This is a genomic window from Bacillus sp. FJAT-45037 (assembly GCF_002797325.1).
Lineage (GTDB): Bacteria > Bacillota > Bacilli > Bacillales > Bacillaceae_D > Alkalihalophilus.
The window spans coordinates 1,361,068-1,384,743 of sequence record NZ_KZ454938.1 but is presented as its reverse complement, the minus strand read 5'-3'; the positions used below and the strand labels follow the sequence as shown (position 1 = coordinate 1,384,743).

The following is a 23,676-nucleotide window of genomic DNA, read 5'->3' as shown; positions in this document are numbered from 1 at the left end:
AAAGGAGGTCTAATGTAATGGCATCTACGACCATATTTAAACAGCCAACATTCATAATGGAATTAACGACAGATGAATTCAATAAAAGACTTCGCGTTGAATCGTTCAGAGGAAGTGTACCGGATCTAGTTCATTTCTTAGAGGAGACAGCAACGAAAGGACCTTATGAAAAAATTATCGTCCAAGCGCATCAAGACGCTTGGGAAGAATTTCTCTGCTATGGCTTTCAGATGGAAGGGCGGATTGCTGGTCTCTTTAATGGGGGGTGTGGTTATGTATTGACAATGTACTACTCAGATGAACGGAGAACGAGCAGGTTGTGGCAGAAAGAACAAAAGATTTTAATTGATGTTCAGCGTAAAACGCGTAAACCAATCAAGCAAGATGTGCCCATTCATTATCAGATGAGAAAAGCGTCTTCAGAAGATGCACCAGCCCTAGCAGCGTTGTATAAGAATGTATTTAACGTCTATCCAACACCAATGAATGACCCAAACTATGTGAAAAAAATTCTTGATGGGAATAGTATTTTCTGTGTTACAGAATACGAGGGTGAAATTGTTAGTGCCGCTTCTGCTGACATTCATTCAACGTATCATCATGCGGAACTAACCGATTGTGCGACGTTAGAAGATCATAGGGCGCACGGATTAATGAAACATTTATTGATGAAGCTTGAAGAGGAGCTCATCTCAAGGCATATATTTTGTGCTTTTTCTCTTGCCCGTGCAAAATCCTTTGGGATCAATGACGCATTCTTCCAACTCGGTTATTCGTATGGTGGTCGATTAACAAATAACTGTTACATCTTTGAAGACCTTGAGGATATGAATATCTGGTGTAAAGATTTATCCGTTTCTGCCCCTCTACTTGTTAAAACAAGTTGCTGACAATTGATCACTTGCTAGTTTTTCGGCACAGAAAAAAGTACTAATCCCTTTTTTGTGCCGATTGTTCGGCAATCCTCTTTTCACCTAGTTTTACATCTCCTACTAATCACTCCCTACAAATCGAATCAAACCCTTGGTACACCAGTCAAATAAGTCCAACTTCATCCTTTTTCACTCCTTTGGCATGTTTCTTGCTTTTACTATAGGTGAACGAGGAAAAGGAGGCGATCCTATGTGGATGGACTTATACAAGCCAGACAGTCATTGGAAAGAGTTCAGCTTATGGAAAGATGTTACAGATGAGCAATGGAATGACTGGATTTGGCAACTAACGAACACGATTCGCACGCTTGACGACTTAAAAAAGATTATTCATCTCACGCCTGAGGAAGAAGAGGGCGTTCGCATTTCAACGAAAACGATTCCACTAAATATAACCCCTTATTATGCATCACTGATGAACCCAGACGACCCACGCTGTCCGATTCGGATGCAGTCGGTTCCGATCGGCAAAGAAATACAGAAAACCAAATATGATATGGAAGATCCATTAGAAGAAGACGAAGATTCACCAGTACCCGGCTTAACGCATCGTTACCCAGATCGAGTGCTCTTTCTCGTCACCAATCAATGCTCGATGTATTGTCGCTACTGTACAAGACGACGTTTTTCTGGCCAAATTGGCATGGGTGTTCCGAAAAAGCAATTGGATGGAGCGATTGAATACATTGCCAATACGCCTGAAGTGCGGGATGTCTTAATTTCGGGTGGTGACGGTTTATTAATTAATGACACCATTCTTGAATATATATTAAAGAACTTGCGTGCGATTCCCCATGTTGAGATTATTCGAATCGGTACGAGAGCACCAGTCGTATTTCCGCAACGAATAACTGAAAACTTATGCAACATCCTTAAGAGATATCATCCAGTCTGGCTGAACACACATTTTAATACGTCGATTGAGATTACAGAAGAATCAAAGCTTGCTTGTGAAATGCTCGTGAATTCAGGGGTTCCTGTTGGCAACCAAGCGGTAATTTTAGCTGGAATAAACGATAGCGTACCGATTATGAAAAAGCTATGCCAAGATCTTGTGAAAATAAGAGTACGCCCATATTATATTTATCAATGCGATTTATCAGAAGGGATTGGTCATTTTAGAGCCCCTATCTCCAAAGGATTAGAAATTATTGAAGGATTACGCGGACACACAAGTGGTTATAGTGTACCAACCTTTGTCGTCGATGCGCCTTATGGTGGTGGGAAGATTACGTTACAACCGAACTACCTACTCTCCCAAAGTCCAGATAAAGTGGTGTTGAGAAATTTTGAAGGTGTCATTACGACGTATCCAGAGCCTCAAAACTATGAGCCAGGGCGGGCAGACGAGTATTTTCAGGGAATCTACCCAGATACCGCATTGAAAGAAACAACCATCGGCATCGCCTCTTTATTAAATGACAATCAGACGACCTTACTACCAAAATCACTCGAACGCCATAAAAGGCGAGAGTCCTATCAAGCAAGTACGGAACATAGCACCTTAAAAGATAAGCGCGAAAAGAGGGATCAGCTAAAAGAAAAGAAATATCAAGCAGAACTGAAAAAGAACACTCCTAAATCAGAAAGTGACGAGAAGGGAGGATGATTCATGCAATGCATGTGGTGTGAGGGGGAGAGTGCAACGAAAATAAAAGCTACCGTCTACTGGGAACTACCTGACGGGTCAAGAGCGATCGAAATAACAGATACACCTGCCATTGAATGTCAGATATGTAGGATGGTCTATCAAGAAGAATCATTGATTGAAGAAATAGAGGATCATTTGATGCTTATTAACACGAAAAAAATCCCCAACCTGATCACGTTCGACGAGTTGATGGCCGAACCAAAGCTTTTAAAACGCAACTATTTTAAATTTGATTGATTGGGCGAGGGGGGGTGGTATCGATGAAGCGATCGTATGTAATAAAGCCTTTGCTAGATGAGTTCTACCCAACGATTGCATCTGGTAAAGGGATTTATTTGTACGATACAGAGGGAAACGTCTATCTTGATGCCTCATCAGGAGCGGTAACAGCAAGCATTGGTCATGGGGTGAAAGAAGTAATAGAAGCAATGAATCAACAGGCGCAACATGTGTCATTTGTCTATCGTTCACAATTTACTTCTGAAGCCGCAGAGAAGCTCGCAGAAAAATTAAATAATTGGGTCGGAGCAAGTGAGCCTTACTATAGCTTTTTTGTAAACAGTGGATCAGAGGCAACCGAGACAGCGATAAAAATTGCGATCCAACATTACCAAGAGCAAGGACGTTACCAAAAAACAAAGATTCTTTCACGATGGACCAGTTACCACGGGATTACACTCGGGGCATTATCTTTATCTGGTCATAAGAAACGTCGGGAACGTTTTGCCTCCATGTTGCAAAAGAACACCGTCGTCCCACCTCCTGCCTGTTATCGTTGTCCTTTTGGTGAAGCATACCCCGCTTGCCATTTGAAGTGTGCAAACGAGTTAGAAGCAGCGATCGAAAGGATCGGTTCTGAACAGATCGCTGCGTTTATCGTAGAACCAATCATTGGTGCAGCGGGTGCCGCTATTGTCCCTCCTCGAGGGTACTACGAAAAGATAAAAGAGATTTGTTTAAGGCATGATCTTTTATTGATTGCAGATGAAGTGATGACAGGCATAGGTCGAACAGGTAAGCCACTGGGGATGGATCACTGGAATGTGAAACCAGATATTTTAGCCCTCGGAAAAGGGCTCAGTGCCGGTTACACGCCACTTGCTGCGACACTTTGTAGCGAGACCGTTCTAGACCCTATAAGAAAAGGTTCTAACTTCATCATGAGTGGACACACATTTAGTGCGAATCCACAATCAGCAGCAACAGCCATAGCCGTTCTTGAGTACGTAGAAGAACACGATCTTGTGCGTAAGGCCGAAGAAAACGGACGTTATTTAAAAGCAGAAATAAAAAAATTGTTTAACCAATTTACTATGATTGGTGATGTTCGGGGGATTGGCATGATGGTCGGGATTGAATTTGTGAGAAATCGATCATCGAAAGAGCCTTTTTCAGCTAGTCTTGCATTGACGAATCGAATTGTGAAGCAAGCGCAACAGAATGGACTCCTCATTTACCCAGCTCAATCCGCGAAAGCGAGCGGAGAGGGGGATGCGGTTATGATTGCTCCTCCACTGAATACAACGAAAGTAGAAATCGACCAGATTATCGCCCTTTTTACGAAAACGTTGAAAGAAATTGAATCTGACATGGTGCAAGAAAGAGGGAGGGGGATGTGATGGATGAGAAGCGATCCTTGAATAAAGTAGGGACATTAAAGCAAGCGATGTCAGTCATTCATGATGGCTCAACAGTGATGTTTGGTGGGTTTGGAGGTGTTGGCAATCCACCAACAATCATTAAAGGAATGCTAGAAAAAGGAGTCAAAGAACTAACACTAATAGGAAATGATTCAGCCTTCCCACATATTGGAATCGGTCAAATTATAAAAAATAAGCAGGCAAAAAAACTGATCGCCTCACATATTGGCTCTAACCCCGTCACAGGTCAGCTTATGGTTGATGGTGAACTTGAAGTCGAGTTCTCCCCACAAGGAACATTAGCAGAGCGAATTCGAGCAGGAGGAGTAGGTATCCCTGCTTTCTTAACCGATGTTGGTCTAGGGAGCGTGATCGAAGAAGGGAAACAGAAAGTAAGATTAGATAACAAAGACTATTTACTTGAGACTGCCCTTAGAGCCGATGTGTCGATTATATTTGCGAAAAAAGCGGATACGTTTGGCAACCTAATCTATGAAACAAGTGCTCGGAATACAAACCCACTAGTTGCAATGGCTGGAGCTTTCACAATTGTTGAAGTAGAAGAAATTGTAGAGCTAGGAGAGATTCACCCAGCACAAGTGATGACACCTGGAATTTTTGTTGACCTCGTGATTCAAAGTGAAGGAGTCGATTGGCAATGGGTATGGGAGTAGACATCCGTAATCGTATGGCTAAACGGGCAGCAGAAGAAATTGAAGCTGGAATGATTGTCAACCTTGGAATCGGAATACCGTCGTTAATTCCAAATCATCTTTCAGCAGATCTGAATGTACTCTTTCATGCTGAAAACGGAATTCTTGGCATGGGACCATCTCCACCTGCGGGAGAAGAAGATGCAACATTATGCAATGCAGCAGGATACCCAGTCACCGCTGCACCTGGAGCATCTTATTTCGATAGTGCTATTGCGTTTGGAATGATTCGATCAGGTTATTTGGACATGACTTTTTTAGGAGGGCTTGAAGTAAGTACACAAGGAGACCTAGCAAACTGGATTGTCCCAGGTAAGCGAGTGCCAGGGATCGGAGGGGCGATGGAGCTAGCACAAAAAGCAAAAAGAGTCGTTGTCTTAATGAATCATACGAGTAAAACAGGAGAACCGAAAATTGTTGATTCATGCTCGTTTCCGCTAACAGCTAAAAAATGCGTCTCACTTATTATTACCGACATGGCAGTCATTGAAGTAACTGCTAAGGCACTTTTATTAAAAGAGGTCATGGCTCCATATTGCGTAGAAGATGTTATCAAAAAGACGGGTGCTTCCTTAAAGCTTAGCGGAGATTTAATGATCCATCGATCGAGTGAGGAGGATGATCATGTCTAGTAGACAGAAATCGCATCGAAGCAAAAGAATTCGCGAGGTCATTCATGCCAAGAAAGAAGAGACCGTGCAATTGCTGCAACAGCTCGTTCAAGCAGACAGTACTCAGGGCAATGAAGCTGCGGCCCAACAGATCATCATTAAGACGTTAGAACTGATGAAGCTCGATGTTGATGTGTGGGAACCAAACGGATTCGAGCTCAGTCAGCATCCGTACTTTGCCTCCTCAAAATCTGATTTTACAGGTAGTCCGAATGTTGTCGGCTTGTTAAAAGGGAAGGGCGGAGGTAAGTCAATTATTTTAAATGGTCATATTGATGTCGTGCCAGCTGGGGACCTCATGCAGTGGACAGATCATCCATACAGTGGTCGAATTGAAAACGGAAAAATGTACGGTCGTGGTGTAACGGACATGAAAGGGGGAAATGTTGCGTTACTTTTGGCGATGCAAGCGATACAAGACTTGGGAATTTCTCTGAAAGGCGATGTCTTGTTTCAAAGTGTAATTGAAGAAGAAAGTGGAGGTACGGGAACTCTTGCAACATTAACGAGAGGCTATACAGCAGATGCTGCGATCATACCAGAACCAACGAATATGAAGTTTTTCCCGAAGCAACAAGGATCCATGTGGTTTAAAGTTCACGTGAAAGGACGTGCCGCACATGGGGGCACACGCTATGAGGGCGTAAGTGCGATTGAAAAAAGCTTGCTTGTGGTTGATCATATTAGAGAGCTAGAGACGGGAAGGAATAAGCGAATAATCGACCCCCTCTATAAAACAATTCCGATACCAGTCCCGATTAACATAGGGAAAATTAGCGGGGGAGAGTGGCCATCGTCCGTTGCTGATCTTGTCACGATGGAAGGACGATTTGGAGTGGCACCAGAAGAATCGTTAGAAGAGGCAAAAGCAGAGATGAAAGAATGGCTGAAGAGACTTCCAGAAAAAGATGATTGGTTTATAGAACATCCAGTGAGTCTTGAATGGTTTGGGGCAAGGTGGCTGCCTGGATCGTTAGAGGTCGAGCATGAATTGATGCAGTTATTAACGAAACAATTCGAGAACGTAACAGGTAGCTCTCCCATTGTAGAAGCATCACCGTGGGGAACAGACGGAGGATTACTATCAAACATAGGAAACATTCCGTGCGTCGTATTTGGACCAGGTGTGACAGCGAAAGCTCATTTTCCGAATGAATACATTGAGCTTGAACAGATCTTCATATGTGCAAAAGTGATTGCTGAGACCGTCATCGCGTGGTGTGGAGTCGACAAGGACTAGTCCCGAAATTTTTATAATAGAATTGTTGGTTTTTTTTGTCTTTTAATAAAAAAAGAAGGGTTTTTCATTCTTTTGTCATACTTTAGTATTATAAAACTGTAAATGGGGTGTTGGTTATAGACCGAGAAGTGAAAAAGTCCTATTATGATGGAAGTCGATTAGATATCATCCTAGACTCTGAGAAAGTAATGGGTGAGACGTGGATCAGTAAACCTACATTTAATCAAAACTCGTCATCCTTTGTAGCTTATCCATCATTTCCGTATATGAAGTAGAGACATGAATTAAGGTCACACGTAAAAAAAGAGACAGCGGCAAGTAGCCACTGTCTCTTAAGTCATGCGATTAGAATTTAGTTGCTAAGACTTGAGCGGACTCTAAGCCATCTGCAATAAGTTTTTCTGCTTGATCGGGGAATTGATTATGCCCTTCAATAATAACAGATGAGATGTCTTCTACACCCCAGAAGCTAAGCATATTCGTTACGAAGTTAACAGCCATTTCTACGCTTTGTGCTGGCCCTTCTGAATAGACGCCGCCTCTTGCATTTAACAACACAACTTTCTTACCTGTCAGTAATCCAACAGGGCCTTCAGCTGTGTAACGGAAAGTTCTACCAGCCTGAGCTAAATAGTCCATGTACGTGTGTAAGACAGCTGGTACTGTGAAATTCCATAAAGGAAATGCGAAAACGACTTTATCAGCAGCCAAGAACTGCTCAAGGTATTTGTTTACAAGAGTAGTAGCTTCTTGCTCGCTTGGAGATAGCTCAATTCCATTTGCGAGTTTGAACATACCATTGATTTTGTCTGTATCATAGTATGGTAGATTTTCCTCAAAAAGATCCAGTTCAGTAATCGTGTCTTCTGGATTTGCTACCTTATAACGGTCTAGGAAAGTGTGGTAAAGCTTCACACTCACTGATTGATCAATTGGACGAGAATTTGCTTTAATAAATAATACATTTGCCATTGTTTAAAACCCTCCTGATGGAATTACTAATTAAGTTGCTATAACAACAGTTTAAACTAATAATGTTGTTATAGCAACTAAAATGAATCGAGTCCAAATCTATAACGTCATCTGGACATTGTTTTTGACTTTAGTTAGAAGTCGATCTAGCTCATACAATTCTTGATCTGACAGGTCTTTACAGACAATTTCATTAAAACTTTCTGACATCGGAATGACAATATCACCCAATTCTTTACCGGATGGAGTGAGATAAATTCTTAATGAGCGTCGATCATCTAAGCAATGCAGCCGTTTTATAAATCCTTTTTTCTCTAAGTTGGAAGCCATGCGTGCGATGTTCGTCTTATCTTTTTCAAGCTTCTCAACAAGATCGTTTTGAGTTATACCATCTTTCTCCCAAAGTAGCATCATAATGAGATTTTGTTCTGGGGCAAGATTGTGTTCTTCAAGTTTTGATTTAATATAACTCGTTAAATATAGATCCGTTTTATGGATTTTAATACTAATATAATCTTGTAATGTTAATCTCAACGTCAACTCTCCCAACCAGTTGCTATAGATGCATTGCGCAACGTTGAGTATATGAAAGAACCAATAAAATGTCAAGACTAGCTTACTATATAAGTAGGATAGAGTAAAAGGGGATTTTCATTCACCTCCTATCAGATGTATGGTACGATCTTTAATAGTTTGTCATAAAGGAGAACGTGATCAATCATGAAATTTATTTCTTGGAATGTAAATGGTCTACGAGCGTGTGTGAAAAAAGGATTTTTAGATTTTTTTAATGAAGTCGATGCAGATATTTTCTGCTTGCAAGAAACGAAATTACAAGAGGGGCAGATTGAGTTAGATTTGCCGGGGTATGAGCAGTATTGGAATTATGCTGAGAAGAAGGGATATTCTGGTACGGCTGTTTTCAGTAAAAAGAAACCACTTTCTGTACATTACGGTATAGGGGAGAAGACAAGCGAAGTAGAAGGAAGAATAATTACGCTTGAATTTGAAAAGTTTTATTTAGTAAACGTCTATACCATTAACTCGAAACGAGATTTAACTCGCCTAGAAGAAAGGTTACAGTGGGAAGATGAACTGAAAGAGTATTTGATGACTTTAAAGGAGAAAAAATCAGTTATCTATTGTGGTGACCTGAATGTCGCACATGAAGAAATTGATTTAAAGAATGCTCGATCGAACCGAGGGAATTCAGGATTTACAATCGAAGAAAGAGGCAAAATGACAGGATTATTACAAGCTGGATTTGTTGATAGCTTTCGTTATACGTATCCCGAAAGAACAGATGCATATACTTGGTGGTCTTATATGAGAGACGTTCGAGCAAGGAACATTGGTTGGCGGATCGATTATTTTATTGTTTCAACGGATTATCAATCTAATATAAAAGATGCGATGATCTATGCGGATGTGATGGGAAGTGACCACTGTCCAATCGGTTTAAAAATGGAGATGAATTAATACCAAGGTGACTTATATATGTATGTTACGTATATGATTTCACATACCGTATTTAACATAGTAAAGAAAATTAAAAAGTACTAAATAGACTAGCCAAATCAAATATATATGCAATAAAGAAAGCTCGGATTTTTTTATCCGAGCTTTTTAATGTCATGCTCTGCTATTACAATTATAAATAATAAGGATTAATTCGTTACGACTTGTTTAAGCACAAATTCTTCCACGACTTTTGCGACGCCATCGTTCATGTTTGTTTCAGTAACATGATTAGCAATCGCTTTAATGTCGTCAGGTGCATTTCCCATCGCAACACCAAGTCCGGCAAATTCGATCATTGTTTGATCGTTGTAACTATCACCCATCGCAATCACTTCTTCACGTTTAATACCAAGCGATTGGATTAAGCTGTCTAGGCTGGCTCCTTTAGTAACACCCGCTTCTGTGAATTCGAGGAAATACGGCTTTGAACGCATCACACTTAATTGACCAGCAAGTTCTTCTTGTAATTTTTTCTCAACATGAATCAGTTGATCCGGCTCGCCAACCATTAAGGCTTTCACACATGGTTCGTCTACAGAATCAATAAAGCTCTCAACTTCAATTACTGACATTCCTGTAATATCACCCTCAATTTCTGTAAATTTATTATTCGTTTCTGTGACAATCTCATCGCCCATGTACGTATGAATGCCAACTTCCTCACGCTTACTTAAACGATAAAGATCATGTAGTTGTTGTGGAGATAGCATACTGCTATACATCTCTTCATTTGTTTTGCAGTTAATCACTTTAGCACCGTTGAAAGCTAAAATATAACTACCGTACTTAGCCAGTTCCAATTGTTTAGCAATGTCTACCATTCCATATGTCGGGCGTCCTGATGCAAGAACGACTTTCACATCTTTCTCTTGCGCTTTCATCAAAGCCTCTTTTGTACGCTCTGAAATCGTATGGTCATCACGAAGCAATGTATCATCTAAATCAAGAACAATCATTTTATAAGTCATTTTCATATTCACTCCAGTAACTCTAGTAGTCTACTTTACTATAACGGAATAAAGTTGGAGTGACAACTTTATAAAATAAAAGGATTTGTAGGGTACATATAGAATGTATGTTGAATGAAGATGTATTTACATAAATGGGAGGAACAATCATGAGAGTGAAAAGATTAAATGACACACAACATATCGAAGCATTACGTTTATCTGAATATGCGTTTCAATATGATGTGAGTGAAGAGCGTATTCCAGAACTAATAGATCGAATGAAACAGCATCACCAAGTTTATGGGATTGAAGAAGATGGGAGAGTAGCAGCAAAGCTACATCTATTACCGCTCAATGTCTATATGCAAAAACGTCACTGGAAAATGGGTGGGCTCGCGGGTGTTGCCACGTATCCAGAATATCGAAGGTCTGGCTATGTAAAGGAATTAATTCTATATTCATTGAATCAGATGAAAGAGCAAGGGATGTCAATCTCTATGCTGCATCCGTTTTCTGTCCCATTTTACCGGAAGTACGGTTGGGAATTATTTTGTAATCGGATGAAAGTGTCGATTAAAAAAACGAACTTAGCAATGAAGTCAGAGCAAAGTGGTTCGATCAAACGATGGAAAGGAGAGGGAGCTCACCCTGACTTGACCAAAGTATATGATGAATATGCAAAAAACTTTTCCGGAATGCTTGTTCGTACGGAAGACTGGTGGAAAACGGTCGTAAAAGATATGAAAGTAGCAGTCTATTATTCGGAGTCAGGTGAAGCTAAGGGCTTTATCTTATACAATATTAAAGACAATAAAATGGATATCGAAGAATTTATTGCAATAGATGCAGAATCTAGAGTAGGGCTTTGGAACTTTATTTGTCAGCATGATTCTATGGTTGATGAAGTAGACTTGGACATACATGAACGTGAACCGTTGTTACATTCGATCGTTGAACCACGAGTCGATGCCAAGTGGAAACCTTACTTTATGGTGAGAATTGTTGATGTGGAGAAATTTCTTTTGGAGTATAGCTTTCAAGATGTGGGTAAGAAAGTGATGGTGAAAGTGGAAGATACGTTTGCTGAGTGGAATAATCATACATTCATTATCCATCAAAATCAAACGATTGAAAAAGCACAAAGAGAGAGTGCAGAAAGTATTCGTATCTCCGTTCAAAACCTAGCCGCTTTATGCTTTGGTTATAAGCGACCACAGGAACTTTATGAGGCAGGGCTGTTAGAGGTATGTGAAGAGCAACTATTGGTTCTAGAGAATCTTATCCCGCAATCAACTCCATTTTTCTATGATTTCTTTTAAAAAAGCGAAATAACTCTCCCAAATCAAGGACTAGGGGAGTTATTTCGCTTTTTCATTTTAGTATCCGTGCAACTCCCCACTATACTCATCATAAGGGTGAATCGTTCTTTGCTCCCTGTGGCCACTTCTATACATAACTTCAAGTTCAATTTCAGTTATACCTTTCCTGTCAATCTGTAACGTCCATTGGTTGTAATTGGTGTGCCTCTGTTTGGTTAATATAACTTCTTCACTTTCTCCATCTTCATACGTTATGAATGCTTTTGCTTCTCTTACTTCGAGAAACTCAGGCTGATGGCTTGGTTGACTAAAGGTAGCTTCAAAATAATTAAGCGTATCATTTGTGGTATGGCTATAAGAACTACTTTCCATAAATAATAATTGGTGAGTATATAGTTCGTCGGGCAAGTGATAAATTTCTGAGCTTTTTCTTGTCGTACCTTCAGCTATGATTTGATACTCATATTGTTTTGTTGGAATAACTTCAACGACAGCTTCGTAACGACCACCTTCCAAAAAAATAGCTTCATATATTTCCCATTCCGTAGTCCCGATTTCTCTTATTTTCATATGAACGATTGAATCGATTTCAATGTCGTTAAAGTTCCACCATGTTTTTACTAAGAATGGCTCGCTTAACGAATCGGGGTATTCAGTGTCGTAATCAATGTTTTGAATCCATTGACGTTCTTCTATTAGATCAATTAATTCGGCTCGGACCTGAGATAAAGAGGAATCAAGTGATTGATATTCAGAACGGATATTCTCGAGCTCTTGTTTCATATGATTTAGATAAAAAAGTTGAGAAAGAACGATGATACATAACAGGGACAGAGCAATGAGTAACATGGTTATAAGTCTCTTAAACCTCATGAGATCAGCTCGTTTCTTAAGTAGGTATTTAAATATATGTATTCATTTTAGGCGGAATGCGGATGTATAAAGAAAAAAGAAAATCGTAAGAAGTTCAACTCACGATTCACTTTTACGATTTTTTATTAGCTCCATTTCTTCTGTTACAACGAAAGCAAGGTCTTCGTTGCCAAAGAGGGAAAGAATACCAAGTAACGTTGCATCCTCAATCTCGCCAGCCTCTTCTTTTGAAACAGTTAGGTCTAATGCTTGTTTAAGAGAGGGGTTGTCTACTTGCGTCGGGTAGGCACGTTTGTACAGTTCAACAGGTTCAAGGTCATGATTGATGCACCACTGGGCAAAAACAAGAATCATCATTTGTTCTTCTTGCTTAAATTGTCCAATGATTTTTTCTTCTAGCTCTTTTTTATTCATTTGAAAACTCCTAACTTTTTTACTTCTTTTCTAGTATAACGAATTTGTTGCGAAATTTATACGAGATTGCAATAATAGGTGATACAGTTTTTAGATAACCGAAATTTAGAGACTCGAAGGAGAACATTTTTAGGAAACGACAATTTCATTTCCGATTAAGTTGCCATTAAATTTTGTCGTTGACAATATTCAACAAGTAGAATAAAATGTAGCCATCACTCTTGATTAACAACTTGATCTACGAGATATAGAATCTTTCTATCAACAATCAGGAGGGAACTTTTGGGTCGCTTTACATAATGGAGAAGTTTTCGGTACAATGAGTTTCATATAATTTCATACGGATGAGCTTGCCCTTCGAAAGGTTTTTGTACAAAAAGAATTTTGAGGCGGAGAATATAAAATCGGTCATAAATTATTAGAATATTCGATGAATTCGGCAAGAAATAATCAATTTAAAATGATCTATTTAGGGACTACGCTCCAATTCAAAGCTGACCATCGTTTTTACGAAAAGTATGGATTTGAAGAAGTAGAGAATAAGGAGTTACCTTAGCTATTCCCTGTTGTGCATGTCCAAAAAAGTTTTATCAATATAAGCTGTAATCATATAAATCCTTCAATATTAATTGGAGGATTTATATGCCTCGTAAACATACTGAATACTCAGTATGTTTACGTATATATTTTTGACAAGTAGTACAAGTGATTTTGATAACGCTTTCTAAAAAAAGGGGGAAGATCATGAGAAAGAAAAGAGCTTACGGAGGAATTCAGCCTGGATTAAAGTGGGGACCATTCACAATGCGCTTACCAGGTGTTCACGTAGGGATTACTTGGCCAGAAGTTATTCAAGGTGGGTTATTGTCATTAGCAACTGGGGGAGCTCTAGCTCCATTAATGATGCAATTTTTTGATGTTTCGTTTGAAGTCGCCTGGTCTATTGTAGCGATTCAATTATTTTGGGTATGGACGCATTCATTTCTTTTTGGAGATGCCCTTGCTGCAGGTTGGATTACACCAGCGCTTCCACTAACGTTAGTCTTTCTAGGACAGTTCACTCCAGGGACTGAAGCGGTCCAAGCGATGATCGCGGTTACCTTAATTGTTTCGACTTTGTTTTTATTCTTTGGTCTCACAGGTCTTGGAGCCAAATTTAATCGAATTATACCGATACCACTAAAGGCAGGGATAATCATGGGGGCGGCTATTGCAGCCTTTCAATCCGAATTGGATCGTGTGCAGACACTGCCTTTTACACTACTATCTGCATGGATTGTCGTCCTAACCATTATGTTCTCCATTCCTTACAGTAAGTTACCGACAACGAAACTTAAAGTCATTTTAACGTCAAATGCGATCTTAGCTGGGTTTGTTGTTGCTGCAATTGTGGGAAGTTTGACGGGTGAACTTTCGTTTTCAATTGAATGGGGAATCTTTATTCCTCAATATGGTGAATTAATGGCAACTGTGTCCCCTTGGGGAGTAGGATTACCTCCGTGGTCAGTATTCGTTGCTGCGATCCCAATATCAATCATGATTTATTTACTTGTTTTTGGCGATCTACTCGTTGCAGATACATTAATTAAAGGCGCGGATAAAGCGAGACCGGATGAAAAGATCGATATTAATCATTCCAGAACGCATTATGCACTATTCTTCCGAAACATTGGTCAATTATTTACAGGTGGAGCATTAATTCCTCTACATGGACCGATGTGGACTGGGATTCAGGTGTACGTCATTGAACGATACAAATCAAGTAAAACAGCTTTAGATTCGATTTTTACAGGAACGGTTAACTGGTATTGGCTTTCAATTCCTTTGGCATTCTTAATGCCTATGATCGGTATTATGATCCCACTGTTACCTGTCGCTCTTTCATTGACATTACTTTTAACAGGATTTGCTTGTGCGTTTGTCAGCATGTCTATGGTCACCGACAATACATCTAGAGGGATGGTTCTAGCTATCGGAATGTTAACCGCTTTACAAGGGCCGATTTGGGGACTTGGAGCAGGTTTAATCTTATTCTTGATCTTGATTGGTAGAAATACGAATAAGACTGAAAGTGCAGATGTTAATACGGATAAGACTGAAAGTGCAGATGTTTAATCAACCGATTTAGAAAGTGAAAGGGGAATCTATGTGTTTATTATTGATCAGTTAAAAAAACAGGCTCAAGAGACACCCGATCAACTCATCACGGTATTTCAAGAAAAAGAGACAACCTATCAAGAGTTTTATCAGTATGTGGAACAGCTCGCAGGTCATTTTAAAGACTGTGGTTATGAAAAAGAAGATATTATCGCGCTTTTAATACCGAACTCTGATATGTTTGTTATTTGCTATTATGCATGCCAGCTAGCAGGGGTGACAGTGCTCCCTATTAATCATAAGTTATCAAGCTATGAAATTAGCTACATTATCAATCATTCAGAAGCAAAGGGGTTCATCTTTGATTGCTCTTTTGAAGCTGTGGCTAAGGACATCATTCAAGAAAATCACTCTATAACAAACAAATGGACGATAGGATACGAAGAAGGAGATTCACGTATTGAAGATCTAATGGTAAACGGTTCTAGCTCTAAAGCGTTGCAACAAGTTGTTCGAGAAGCTGAGGATACGGCTGTGGTCTTTTATACTTCGGGTACTACAGGAAAACCAAAAGGTGTCATGTTATCAAATGAGAATATTCGAGCAACCGCTATCATTTGGAAAGAGTCGATGAATCTTCAAGCAACAGATCGGATGCAAATTGTCGCTCCCTTATTTCATTGTGCAGCTAGTCATGTATTTACGATTCCAACGATTTATGCAGGCGGCACTGTCATTATAGAAAGTGCTTTCTCAACAAAACAAGCTCTTCAAACGATGGAAGAACAAAATGTGAGTATTTTCTTTGGTGTACCCGCGATGTACAACTTACTGCTAAATGAACCGACGTTAAAAGAACATCAATTTCCATCCATGCGTTTGTTAACGTATGGAGCGGCTCCGATGCCTTATGAATTAGTGAAGAAGGTGAAGGAATCCTTTAGTGGGGTTCGGGTACAAAACTTATACGGGCAAACTGAAAATGCACCGGCTGCAACGACATTACTAGATAGTGACGCCCTAACGAAGATCGGTTCTGTCGGAAAAGCCCTTCCATATACCGATGTTCGGGTAGTTGATAGCGAAGGGGATGAAGTGCCGATTGGAGAAGTTGGCGAGATTATTGTTATGGGGCCTCAAGTGATGAAAGGGTATTTAAAGAATCGAGAGGCAACTAACGCTAGTTTAAAAAATGGCTGGCTATATAGTGGAGATCTAGGAAGATTAGATGCAGAAGGATTTTTATATATTGTCGATCGCAAGAAAGATATGATCATCCGTGGCGGAGAAAATGTTTATCCTGTTGAAGTCGAGGAAATCCTCTATGAGATCAGTGAATTAGTCGAGTCTGCCGTCATAGGTGTACCTGATCCTGTTTTAGGAGAAGCTGTTAAAGCATATGTTGTGGTAAAACAGCAAGCTACCATCACAGAAGATGAGATTATCTCCTATTGCCGATCAAGGATTGCAAAATATAAATGTCCGAGTAAAGTAGACTTTGTTGAAGAATTACCTAGAAATGCAAGTGGGAAAGTTTTAAAAACAACGCTCAGAGGTTGGAGTGAGAAAGTAAGATAGATAGAAGAATCCGCACAAGTGAATGGATCATTGTGCGGATTTTATTTGCGTAAATCTTTCATTGAATAAAATGTACCTCGCCACATGATTCCTCCACGTTTTGCCGTTAAGAACGCCGCACGAGCAATACAATATAGAAAGAGAAGCGCAGTTATTGGAAAGACAGGCAAGGACTTTAGTGCCCCCTTAGTCATTCGGTTAACGGTTTGGATATAAAGCAATCCAATTAATCCTATAGCGACCAAAGAAAGTGTTTGGTTTAAAGGATGAGCAAAAAACAATGTAATAAATGGAATTACATGTGTCGTGAAGACCCCTGTTACGGCAATCCACACCATCGAGTACCGGTAATGCAGTCCAGCAAAAGTGTTTTTTTCTAATCCGATAAATGCATCCTTTAACGTGGCATACCATTCAACTTCTATGAAAGATAAAGCAGTGAGCATTCGCTGCTTATAGCCATGTCCTTTTATGCGTATCCCAAGCATTAAATCATCATCTGGACGTTCTTTAATCGCTCTATGAGTGCCAATTTTTTCGTAGGCTGTTCTTTTCACAAGATTGAACGCGCCAATCCCAATTGCTGTTTTGCTCTTATCATCATTGGCCTTCCACGGACGTTTGAAGAATGAAAAACCAAATAAGAAAAAGGTTACAAATGCTTTTGGCCAAAAACGTTTCACACTCATATTAGGAGCAAGCGTGAGGTGGTCTAGTTGATTTTCTTGAACATAGGAAATTGCTTTTTCAATGGTTTTTGGATGGTAGAGAATATCTGCATCAGTAAATAGGAGATACTCCCCTTTTGCTTTCAGGTAACCTCTATACAAGGCGTGATTTTTGCCAAGCCACCCTTTATCGAGTGATGTAATATGTAGTGTATGAAATCGCGGATCTTCCTTACTGATAAGGTCGATGATTTCTCCCGTGGCATCGTTCGACCGATCATTAACTACAATCCATTCTATTTGCTTGTACGTTTGCTTCAGTTGAGAACGTAAACTTTTTTCAATCGATGCTTCTTCATCTCTAGCAGCAACAATAACCGATAGGAGTGGTGTTTCACTCGGTTTCTGTTTTACAGATTCAAGCCGCTCTATTTTTTTCATTCCGATTAAGGCATCTATGTAAATAACAAGCCAAAAAAGACAAATAAGTAGAAGTAATGAAGTGAGCATAGAACTTTCACGACCTTTCTACAGTTATCATAGCTTCTTTTGATTTATAAGGGAAATAAGAATGAAGGTTGGAAATGAACAAAATAAAAAAACGAGGGATATTCCCTCGTTTTAGCGACCGATAAACATTTGCGTCCAGTAGTGTCCGTATGAACCACCTTTAGCATATCCTACACCAATTTGTGTGTAGTTTGATGATAAGATGTTTTCGCGGTGACCTTTGCTGTTCATCCATGCATTGAATACAGCTTGTGCAGATGTTTGACCTGCTGCGATGTTTTCTCCTGATGCACGGTATGAGATACCGAAGTTACGAATCATTTGATGAGGACTACCATATGTTGGTGATGTGTGACTGAAGTAGTTTTTGTCACGCATATCCTCTGACTTGTAACGAGCAACACGAGAGAGCTCCCAGTTACTTTGAAGGGGTTGCAAGCCATGTTTTGCACGTTCTGTATTTACCAAGCTAACTACTTCTTCTTCCATTGATAGGTAACTACTTGCGCTTGGGATATTCAAGCGTTGACCTGGATAGATCATGTTCGGATTAGACACTTGTGGGTTTGCATTAATAATTTCGCTTACGCCAACTTGGTAGCGAAGAGCAACCTTCCACATCGTATCTCCAGACGCTACGGTATGAGAAGTAGAGGCCTCAACACCTGTACCGCCAAAACCAAAGACTAGAGCAACTGACAACAATATAAGTGAGGTAAATCGTTTGAAATGTCTCATAAATCTATATTAATATGAAAGCATTTTTATATATAGCGGTAATAAATGGTTGCTTAGGAGGTTAGTAGGGATATGACTTTTATTACGAAAGGAGGAACACATGTGGAAAAATTAATCGCACTATGTATTTGCTTAGGGCTCATCCTATCAGTATGTCAAACAGCGAATGATCCTGAGGTTAATTTGGAACCGGAACAACCGAGTGTCACTGACCAAGAAGAACAGTTACTAGAACAAGAGAAGGAAGAGATTGAAGATGAAAAAGAAGAAATCATTTCTACAGAGGACCAACTACTAGGGAAGTCAGATACTTTGTTGCGAGCATTAGAAACATTTGATTGGAAGTTGATTGCTCAGCATACACACGAAAAGTTCGGCTTAACTTTTTCATTTTTTGCCGCATTAGGAAGTGATGAACGTAATGAATTACACTTTACAAAAGAACAGGTAAAGCACTTAGGTGATGGGGTGGATTATATATGGGGTTATGATAACGGTGATCAAGAATTTAAGATGTCCCCGAACGAGTATGTACAGAATTATTTATTTAAACATCATGGGAATCGTCCCATTGTATACCATCAGGTGACATATAATGAGTCGGTTGTTCAAAGCGGTGGAATTCTTAATACGATTCATGATAACTTTCCAGAAGCAATCTATGTGGAGTATTACGCAGAGCCAACAGAAATTGAAATGGATTGGCAAGCGGTCCGTCTAGTTTACAAACGAGCGGATGATAACTGGAGGTTAACAGCGATAGTCCGTGACATTCACCATCCCTAACATAACGACAGATCTCCTTGATCATGATCAAGGAGTTTTTTGTTGGAATTTGGTTTATAAGCAGGAATCTCTTCTCCAAACAAAGAAGTATTATTAATAGTCTGAATTTTAGAAGAAGTGATAGGCAAGTTGGAAGATCGCTCGCATATCATACATTGTAAGCGCTTCTATAAGGGGGGGAGATAAATTGGATTTTTTAAGTGAAGAACACCATATTTTCAGACGAGCCATTCGAGGTTTTTTAGAAAAAGAAATTAAGCCTCATTATGAAAAGTGGGAAAAAGAAGAACTTATCCCGCGTGAGGTATGGTACAAGCTTGGTAGTGAAGGGTTACTTTGCCCATGGTTACCTGTTGAATATGGAGGCGGAGCGGCTGACTTTGGATATTCTTTTGTTTTAATTGAAGAGTTAGAACGAATTGGTTCTAGCCTTGTGGGCATCCCGTTACATAATGATGTCGTTGTACCTTATATGTACCATTACGGAACGAGGGAACAAAAAGAGCGTTGGCTACCGAAGTGTACGACAGGTGAATTCGTGTCAGCGATTGCGATGACTGAACCAGGAACAGGATCGGATCTTGCAGCGATTAGAACAACTGCTATCAAAAAAGGTGATTCTTATGTCCTTAATGGTTCAAAAACATTTATCTCAAATGGGCTGCACGGTGACTTGTTTGTCGTTGTGTGCAAAACAAATCCACATGCAACCCCAGCCCATAAAGGGATTAGCTTATTAGTTGTTGAGGCTGACACCCTTGGATTTATCAAAGGGAAGAAACTAGATAAGGTTGGACTTCGCTCACAAGACACACTGGAGCTTACGTTTGAAGATGTGCAAGTTCCAGCTTCGAATCTATTAGGAGAAGAAGGGCGTGGCTTCTATTATTTGATGGAACAATTACAACAAGAGAGACTGATCGTTGCGATTGCTGCTGCGACATCTGCTAGAAGAACCCTTGATTTAACGCTTGATTATGTCAAAGGGAGAAAAGCATTTGGCCAACCCATTGGAAGCTTTCAACATAATCAATTTTCACTAGTAGAGATGGAAACAAAAGTAGAAATCGGAGAGACCTTCTTACACTCGCTTGTCACTCGCCATATGAACGGGGAGGACGTTGTGAAGGAAGTCTCGATGGCTAAATGGTGGCTGACCGATCTCGCGAAAGAAGTTGTAAGCACTTGTGTGCAATTACATGGGGGCTATGGGTACATGGAAGAATATGAAATTTCTCGTAGATCAAGAGATATTCCGGTATCTGCGATCTATGCAGGCACAAATGAAATAATGAAATCGATTATTGCAAAAAAGATGGGATTATCATGAAGAAACAGTTATTGTCTTCCATTTCAGTGATTGATTTCACCAATTACTTGCCGGGCCCTTATGCAACTCTGCGTCTCGCTGATATGGGCGCAACTGTAACGAAGGTGGAACCACCAAATGGTGATCCAGCAAAGTCATTATCGACGATGTATGAAGGGGAAGGTGTCATTTATGCTGCAACCAATTGGAACAAACAATCCATCAACAGAAACTTAAAGGAAGGCGTGGACCGTCAAGATGTACTCGATCGAATCCTTCGTGCCGATGTGGTCATTGAATCATTTCGACCAGGGGTGATGAAGAAATTAGGTTTAGATTATCAAACCCTCAAGAATCTTCATCCTTCATTAATTTATTGTTCAATCTCAGGCTACGGTCAAGCTACTCATTTTAAACAGGGATTCGGGAGTCATGATCTTAATTATATGGCTGATGCGGGCTTTCTCTCTTTGATGACTGACGATAGTGGTAGACCGATTCATGCAAAGATTCAATATGCAGATTATCTTGGAGGAATGCATGCGAGCGAACAAATTCTCGCAGCTCTTCTTTCGCGTCATCAAACAGGTGAAGGGGTTCATTTAGATGTATCATTAACCGATGCTCTCTTTGCGATGCTTGGTAGCCATGACCTGATTTATCAGGAAACGAATCGTCCGTGCGGAGTGGATGAACTGAACGGTCAGTATGTTAATTATTCAATCTATGAAACAAAAGATGGTCGTTATGTTGCACTCGGAGCATTAGAGCCTCATTTTTGGAGTAATTTTTGTCTTGCTGTGAATAAACATGAGTGGGTTTCCGAGCGGTCATCTCGGCATGACGAGGAAAGCAGCGTATCGAAAGAAATTATTGATCTATTTAAAAGCAGAACCTACGAGGAGTGGAACCAATTTTCGACTGAGGTGGATTGTTGTCTCAGTCCTGTACTCACAACAGATGAAGCCATCACTTCTCCCCTCATAAAGGAACGAGGTCTTATCGACGAAGAACTTAGTAGGGTTAAACCGATCGCAACCAAAAAAATGTTAACGAGAAAGGAATGATTGATCATGAGAGACGTTGTTATTGTAGAAGCCGTTCGTACACCACTAGCTAAAAGAAAAGGAGCATTTTCAGAGGTTCGAGCAGATGAACTTCTAGCTCTACCTTTAAAAGAAATCATCAATCGGACTAAGATTGATGCACGAGAAATAGAGGATGTGATTGTTGGCTGTGTCTCACAAGTAGGCGAACAAGCGGCTGATGTGGGGCGAGCTGCTGCATTAATCGCAGGGTATCCGATTGAAGTACCTGGTGTGACCATTGATCGTCAATGTGGTTCAAGCCAACAAGCTGTACATTTTGCTGCACAAGCGATTGCGAGTGGAGATATGGAGGTCGTTGTTGCCGCTGGCGTCGAGCATATGACACGAGTGCCGATGTTTTCAAATATGCAAGGGGTCTCCTATAGTGAAAAGCTTAGTGATCAATACGAGATGCTACATCAAGGAGTGTCTGCTGAACGAATGGTCGAAAAATGGGAGTTATCGAAATCGGAACTTGATCAATTTGCTTTATCAAGTCACAGAAAAGCGATCCAAGCTTGGAAAGAAGGACGTTTTGACCGAGAAGTAATGCCGATTGAATACACAACTCCAGATGGGCATCTCATCTCACTCACAAAAGACGAAGGACCAAGAGAAGATACGACATTAGAAGCTCTTCAATCATTAAAAACGGTCTTTAAAGAAGATGGAACGATTACTGCGGGGAATGCGAGTCAAATGAGTGACGGAGCTGCGGCTATTTTATTGATGTCGCGTGAAAAAGCAGAGCAGTTAGGTCTTAAACCACGCTGCCGAATCCTTGCTAGATCTGTTGTTGGATCAGATCCGACATTAATGTTAACGGGCCCGATTCCCGCAACAGAAAAAGTCCTTCAAAAAGCTAACTTAACGATGAAAGATATGGATGTTTATGAAGTGAATGAAGCGTTCGCGCCAGTCCCTTTAATCTGGGCGAAGGAAGTTGGCGCAGATCTTAGCAAGCTGAATCCAAATGGAGGGGCAATTGCTCTCGGTCATCCACTCGGTGCTAGTGGCGCTCGTCTCATGGTCACGATGCTACATGAACTAGAGCGAACGAATCAACGGTATGGGCTTCAAGCAATTTGTGAAGGATTTGGTATGGCCAACGCGACCATTATTGAACGAATTGAATAAAGGAGAGGGGGGCAAACAATGAGAATGAAAAACAAGACCTTTCTCGTTACAGGTGGTGCATCAGGATTAGGTGAAGCTACGGTGCGTATGATCGCTGCGAATGAAGGAAACATTGTCATTGTCGATCGGGATGAACTGAAAGCCTTTGAACTTGTTGAGGAGCTAGGTAGCCAAGTGTCGTTCATACAAACAGATGTAACAGATGATGAGGAAGCGAAAAGAGCAGTCGATTTTGCTCTTGAACGATATGGTTCCATTTATGGATTAGTCAATTGTGCCGGGATTGGGATCGCTAAAAAAATAACTGGAAAAAGTGGAATACATGGCATTGATACGTTCAAAAAAGTGTTAAATGTCAATTTAAATGGTACGTTTTCGATGATTCAGCATGCAACAGTTGCGATGCAAGGTAATGAAGAAAATCGAGATGGAGAACGAGGTGTGATTATTAATACCGCGTCCGTTGCAGCGTTTGACGGTCAGATCGGGCAAGCTGCTTATGCAGCATCAAAAGGTGCTATTGTCAGTATGACTCTGCCCTTAGCTCGCGAACTAGCTACACATGGGATTCGAGTGATAACGATTGCACCAGGTATATTCGAGACCCCAATGTTTGCCTCGTTACCAGCGGCGGCAAAAGAATCACTTGGAAACATGACCCCGTTTCCGAAAAGACTTGGCAATCCAAAAGAATACGCACAACTCACTGAACATATCATAAAAAATCCAATGTTAAATGGAGAAGTCATTCGTTTAGATGGAGCAATACGAATGCAAATGAAATAAACGAGTACACAAAGGTAGAGGCGATCTTTTCGCCTCTACCTTTTGTATTGAAAACGATGGCAACGTTTAAAACAAACATTTCC

24 protein-coding genes are annotated in these 23,676 nt (G+C 40.3%); 17 read left to right on the top strand and 7 right to left on the bottom strand.

The annotated features are described in order from the left end of the window. Nucleotides 1-17 precede the first annotated feature (17 nt). The 7 genes from ablB to CDZ88_RS07005 all read left to right on the top strand — a co-directional run bounded on the left by ablB (nucleotide 18) and on the right by CDZ88_RS07005 (nucleotide 6,847). The gene (ablB, locus tag CDZ88_RS07035; RefSeq protein WP_100372868.1) at nucleotides 18-890 is read left to right on the top strand and encodes a putative beta-lysine N-acetyltransferase; all 873 of its coding nucleotides are present in this window, start codon (nucleotides 18-20) and stop codon (nucleotides 888-890) included. A 232-nt stretch (nucleotides 891-1,122) separates the two neighbouring features. Continuing rightward, nucleotides 1,123-2,541 (top strand): lysine 2,3-aminomutase, encoded by a 1,419-nt coding sequence (gene ablA, locus CDZ88_RS07030; protein WP_100372867.1) that lies wholly within the window; start codon nucleotides 1,123-1,125, stop codon nucleotides 2,539-2,541. A 3-nt stretch (nucleotides 2,542-2,544) separates the two neighbouring features. Next, nucleotides 2,545-2,820, top strand: a complete 276-nt coding sequence (locus tag CDZ88_RS07025) for a YokU family protein (RefSeq protein WP_100372866.1) — start codon at nucleotides 2,545-2,547, stop codon at nucleotides 2,818-2,820. A gap of 23 nt (nucleotides 2,821-2,843) precedes the next feature. Continuing rightward, entirely contained in the window at nucleotides 2,844-4,202 is a 1,359-nt protein-coding gene (locus tag CDZ88_RS07020; protein ID WP_100372865.1) for an aspartate aminotransferase family protein, read from the top strand. Continuing rightward, on the top strand, nucleotides 4,202-4,897 hold the full coding sequence (locus CDZ88_RS07015; RefSeq protein WP_100372864.1) for a CoA transferase subunit A: 696 nt from the start codon (nucleotides 4,202-4,204) through the stop codon (nucleotides 4,895-4,897). Before CDZ88_RS07020 ends, CDZ88_RS07015 begins: the two co-directional genes overlap by 1 nt. Further along, on the top strand, nucleotides 4,882-5,568 hold the full coding sequence (locus CDZ88_RS07010; RefSeq protein WP_100372863.1) for a 3-oxoacid CoA-transferase subunit B: 687 nt from the start codon (nucleotides 4,882-4,884) through the stop codon (nucleotides 5,566-5,568). Before CDZ88_RS07015 ends, CDZ88_RS07010 begins: the two co-directional genes overlap by 16 nt. Further along, nucleotides 5,561-6,847, top strand: coding sequence for a peptidase (locus tag CDZ88_RS07005; protein ID WP_100372862.1), 1,287 nt, complete (start codon nucleotides 5,561-5,563; stop codon nucleotides 6,845-6,847). The genes CDZ88_RS07010 and CDZ88_RS07005 overlap by 8 nt, the downstream gene beginning before the upstream one ends. A gap of 345 nt (nucleotides 6,848-7,192) precedes the next feature. Here CDZ88_RS07005 and CDZ88_RS07000 read toward each other — a convergent pair whose 3' ends face one another. Together CDZ88_RS07000 and CDZ88_RS06995 are read right to left on the bottom strand one after the other, a co-directional pair. After that, the gene (locus CDZ88_RS07000) at nucleotides 7,193-7,819 is read right to left on the bottom strand and encodes an FMN-dependent NADH-azoreductase (RefSeq protein ID WP_100372861.1); all 627 of its coding nucleotides are present in this window, start codon (nucleotides 7,817-7,819) and stop codon (nucleotides 7,193-7,195) included. 99 nt (nucleotides 7,820-7,918) lie between these two features. Continuing rightward, on the bottom strand, nucleotides 7,919-8,353 hold the full coding sequence (locus CDZ88_RS06995; protein WP_100372860.1) for a MarR family winged helix-turn-helix transcriptional regulator: 435 nt from the start codon (nucleotides 8,351-8,353) through the stop codon (nucleotides 7,919-7,921). Nucleotides 8,354-8,539: 186 nt separating this feature from the next. Here CDZ88_RS06995 and CDZ88_RS06990 point away from each other — a divergent pair, with 186 nt between their 5' ends. Then, nucleotides 8,540-9,298 carry an exodeoxyribonuclease III gene (locus CDZ88_RS06990; protein WP_100372859.1) on the top strand — a complete coding sequence of 253 codons (759 nt, stop codon included), beginning with the start codon at nucleotides 8,540-8,542 and terminating at the stop codon, nucleotides 9,296-9,298. 188 nt (nucleotides 9,299-9,486) lie between these two features. On the opposite strand, the gene CDZ88_RS06985 is transcribed toward CDZ88_RS06990, so the two are convergent. Further along, the gene (locus CDZ88_RS06985; RefSeq protein ID WP_100372858.1) at nucleotides 9,487-10,308 is read right to left on the bottom strand and encodes a Cof-type HAD-IIB family hydrolase; all 822 of its coding nucleotides are present in this window, start codon (nucleotides 10,306-10,308) and stop codon (nucleotides 9,487-9,489) included. A 149-nt stretch (nucleotides 10,309-10,457) separates the two neighbouring features. On the opposite strand from CDZ88_RS06985, the gene CDZ88_RS06980 reads away from it, so the two are divergent. Beyond that, nucleotides 10,458-11,609, top strand: a complete 1,152-nt coding sequence (locus tag CDZ88_RS06980) for a GNAT family N-acetyltransferase (RefSeq protein WP_100372857.1) — start codon at nucleotides 10,458-10,460, stop codon at nucleotides 11,607-11,609. Between the two features lie 57 nt (nucleotides 11,610-11,666). On the opposite strand, the gene CDZ88_RS06975 is transcribed toward CDZ88_RS06980, so the two are convergent. Then, on the bottom strand, nucleotides 11,667-12,458 hold the full coding sequence (locus CDZ88_RS06975; RefSeq protein WP_100372856.1) for a hypothetical protein: 792 nt from the start codon (nucleotides 12,456-12,458) through the stop codon (nucleotides 11,667-11,669). Nucleotides 12,459-12,581: 123 nt separating this feature from the next. Further along, nucleotides 12,582-12,896, bottom strand: a complete 315-nt coding sequence (locus tag CDZ88_RS06970) for a hypothetical protein (RefSeq protein WP_100372855.1) — start codon at nucleotides 12,894-12,896, stop codon at nucleotides 12,582-12,584. Between the two features lie 403 nt (nucleotides 12,897-13,299). Here CDZ88_RS06970 and CDZ88_RS17990 point away from each other — a divergent pair, with 403 nt between their 5' ends. The 3 genes from CDZ88_RS17990 to CDZ88_RS06955 all read left to right on the top strand — a co-directional run bounded on the left by CDZ88_RS17990 (nucleotide 13,300) and on the right by CDZ88_RS06955 (nucleotide 16,571). Next, nucleotides 13,300-13,452, top strand: coding sequence for a GNAT family N-acetyltransferase (locus CDZ88_RS17990; RefSeq protein ID WP_442857115.1), 153 nt, complete (start codon nucleotides 13,300-13,302; stop codon nucleotides 13,450-13,452). A gap of 188 nt (nucleotides 13,453-13,640) precedes the next feature. Continuing rightward, nucleotides 13,641-15,011 (top strand): hypothetical protein, encoded by a 1,371-nt coding sequence (locus CDZ88_RS06960; RefSeq protein WP_100372854.1) that lies wholly within the window; start codon nucleotides 13,641-13,643, stop codon nucleotides 15,009-15,011. A 33-nt stretch (nucleotides 15,012-15,044) separates the two neighbouring features. Beyond that, nucleotides 15,045-16,571 (top strand): class I adenylate-forming enzyme family protein, encoded by a 1,527-nt coding sequence (locus CDZ88_RS06955; RefSeq protein ID WP_198507829.1) that lies wholly within the window; start codon nucleotides 15,045-15,047, stop codon nucleotides 16,569-16,571. Between the two features lie 41 nt (nucleotides 16,572-16,612). Here CDZ88_RS06955 and CDZ88_RS06950 read toward each other — a convergent pair whose 3' ends face one another. Together CDZ88_RS06950 and safA are read right to left on the bottom strand one after the other, a co-directional pair. Continuing rightward, on the bottom strand, nucleotides 16,613-17,749 hold the full coding sequence (locus CDZ88_RS06950) for a glycosyltransferase family 2 protein (RefSeq protein ID WP_100372852.1): 1,137 nt from the start codon (nucleotides 17,747-17,749) through the stop codon (nucleotides 16,613-16,615). A gap of 111 nt (nucleotides 17,750-17,860) precedes the next feature. Beyond that, nucleotides 17,861-18,487, bottom strand: a complete 627-nt coding sequence (safA, locus tag CDZ88_RS06945) for a SafA/ExsA family spore coat assembly protein (protein WP_100372851.1) — start codon at nucleotides 18,485-18,487, stop codon at nucleotides 17,861-17,863. A 102-nt stretch (nucleotides 18,488-18,589) separates the two neighbouring features. On the opposite strand from safA, the gene CDZ88_RS06940 reads away from it, so the two are divergent. The 5 genes from CDZ88_RS06940 (at nucleotide 18,590) to CDZ88_RS06920 (ending at nucleotide 23,593) form a co-directional block, all read left to right on the top strand. Beyond that, on the top strand, nucleotides 18,590-19,273 hold the full coding sequence (locus CDZ88_RS06940; protein ID WP_157796495.1) for a hypothetical protein: 684 nt from the start codon (nucleotides 18,590-18,592) through the stop codon (nucleotides 19,271-19,273). Between the two features lie 187 nt (nucleotides 19,274-19,460). Continuing rightward, on the top strand, nucleotides 19,461-20,603 hold the full coding sequence (locus tag CDZ88_RS06935) for an acyl-CoA dehydrogenase family protein (protein ID WP_100372849.1): 1,143 nt from the start codon (nucleotides 19,461-19,463) through the stop codon (nucleotides 20,601-20,603). Beyond that, nucleotides 20,600-21,649 (top strand): CaiB/BaiF CoA transferase family protein, encoded by a 1,050-nt coding sequence (locus CDZ88_RS06930; protein WP_100372848.1) that lies wholly within the window; start codon nucleotides 20,600-20,602, stop codon nucleotides 21,647-21,649. Before CDZ88_RS06935 ends, CDZ88_RS06930 begins: the two co-directional genes overlap by 4 nt. 6 nt (nucleotides 21,650-21,655) lie before the next feature. Continuing rightward, nucleotides 21,656-22,807: a thiolase family protein gene (locus CDZ88_RS06925; protein ID WP_100372847.1), complete on the top strand. Its 1,152-nt coding sequence runs from the start codon at nucleotides 21,656-21,658 to the stop codon at nucleotides 22,805-22,807. A gap of 18 nt (nucleotides 22,808-22,825) precedes the next feature. Further along, nucleotides 22,826-23,593 carry a 3-hydroxyacyl-CoA dehydrogenase gene (locus tag CDZ88_RS06920; RefSeq protein WP_100372846.1) on the top strand — a complete coding sequence of 256 codons (768 nt, stop codon included), beginning with the start codon at nucleotides 22,826-22,828 and terminating at the stop codon, nucleotides 23,591-23,593. Nucleotides 23,594-23,676: the final 83 nt, after the last annotated feature.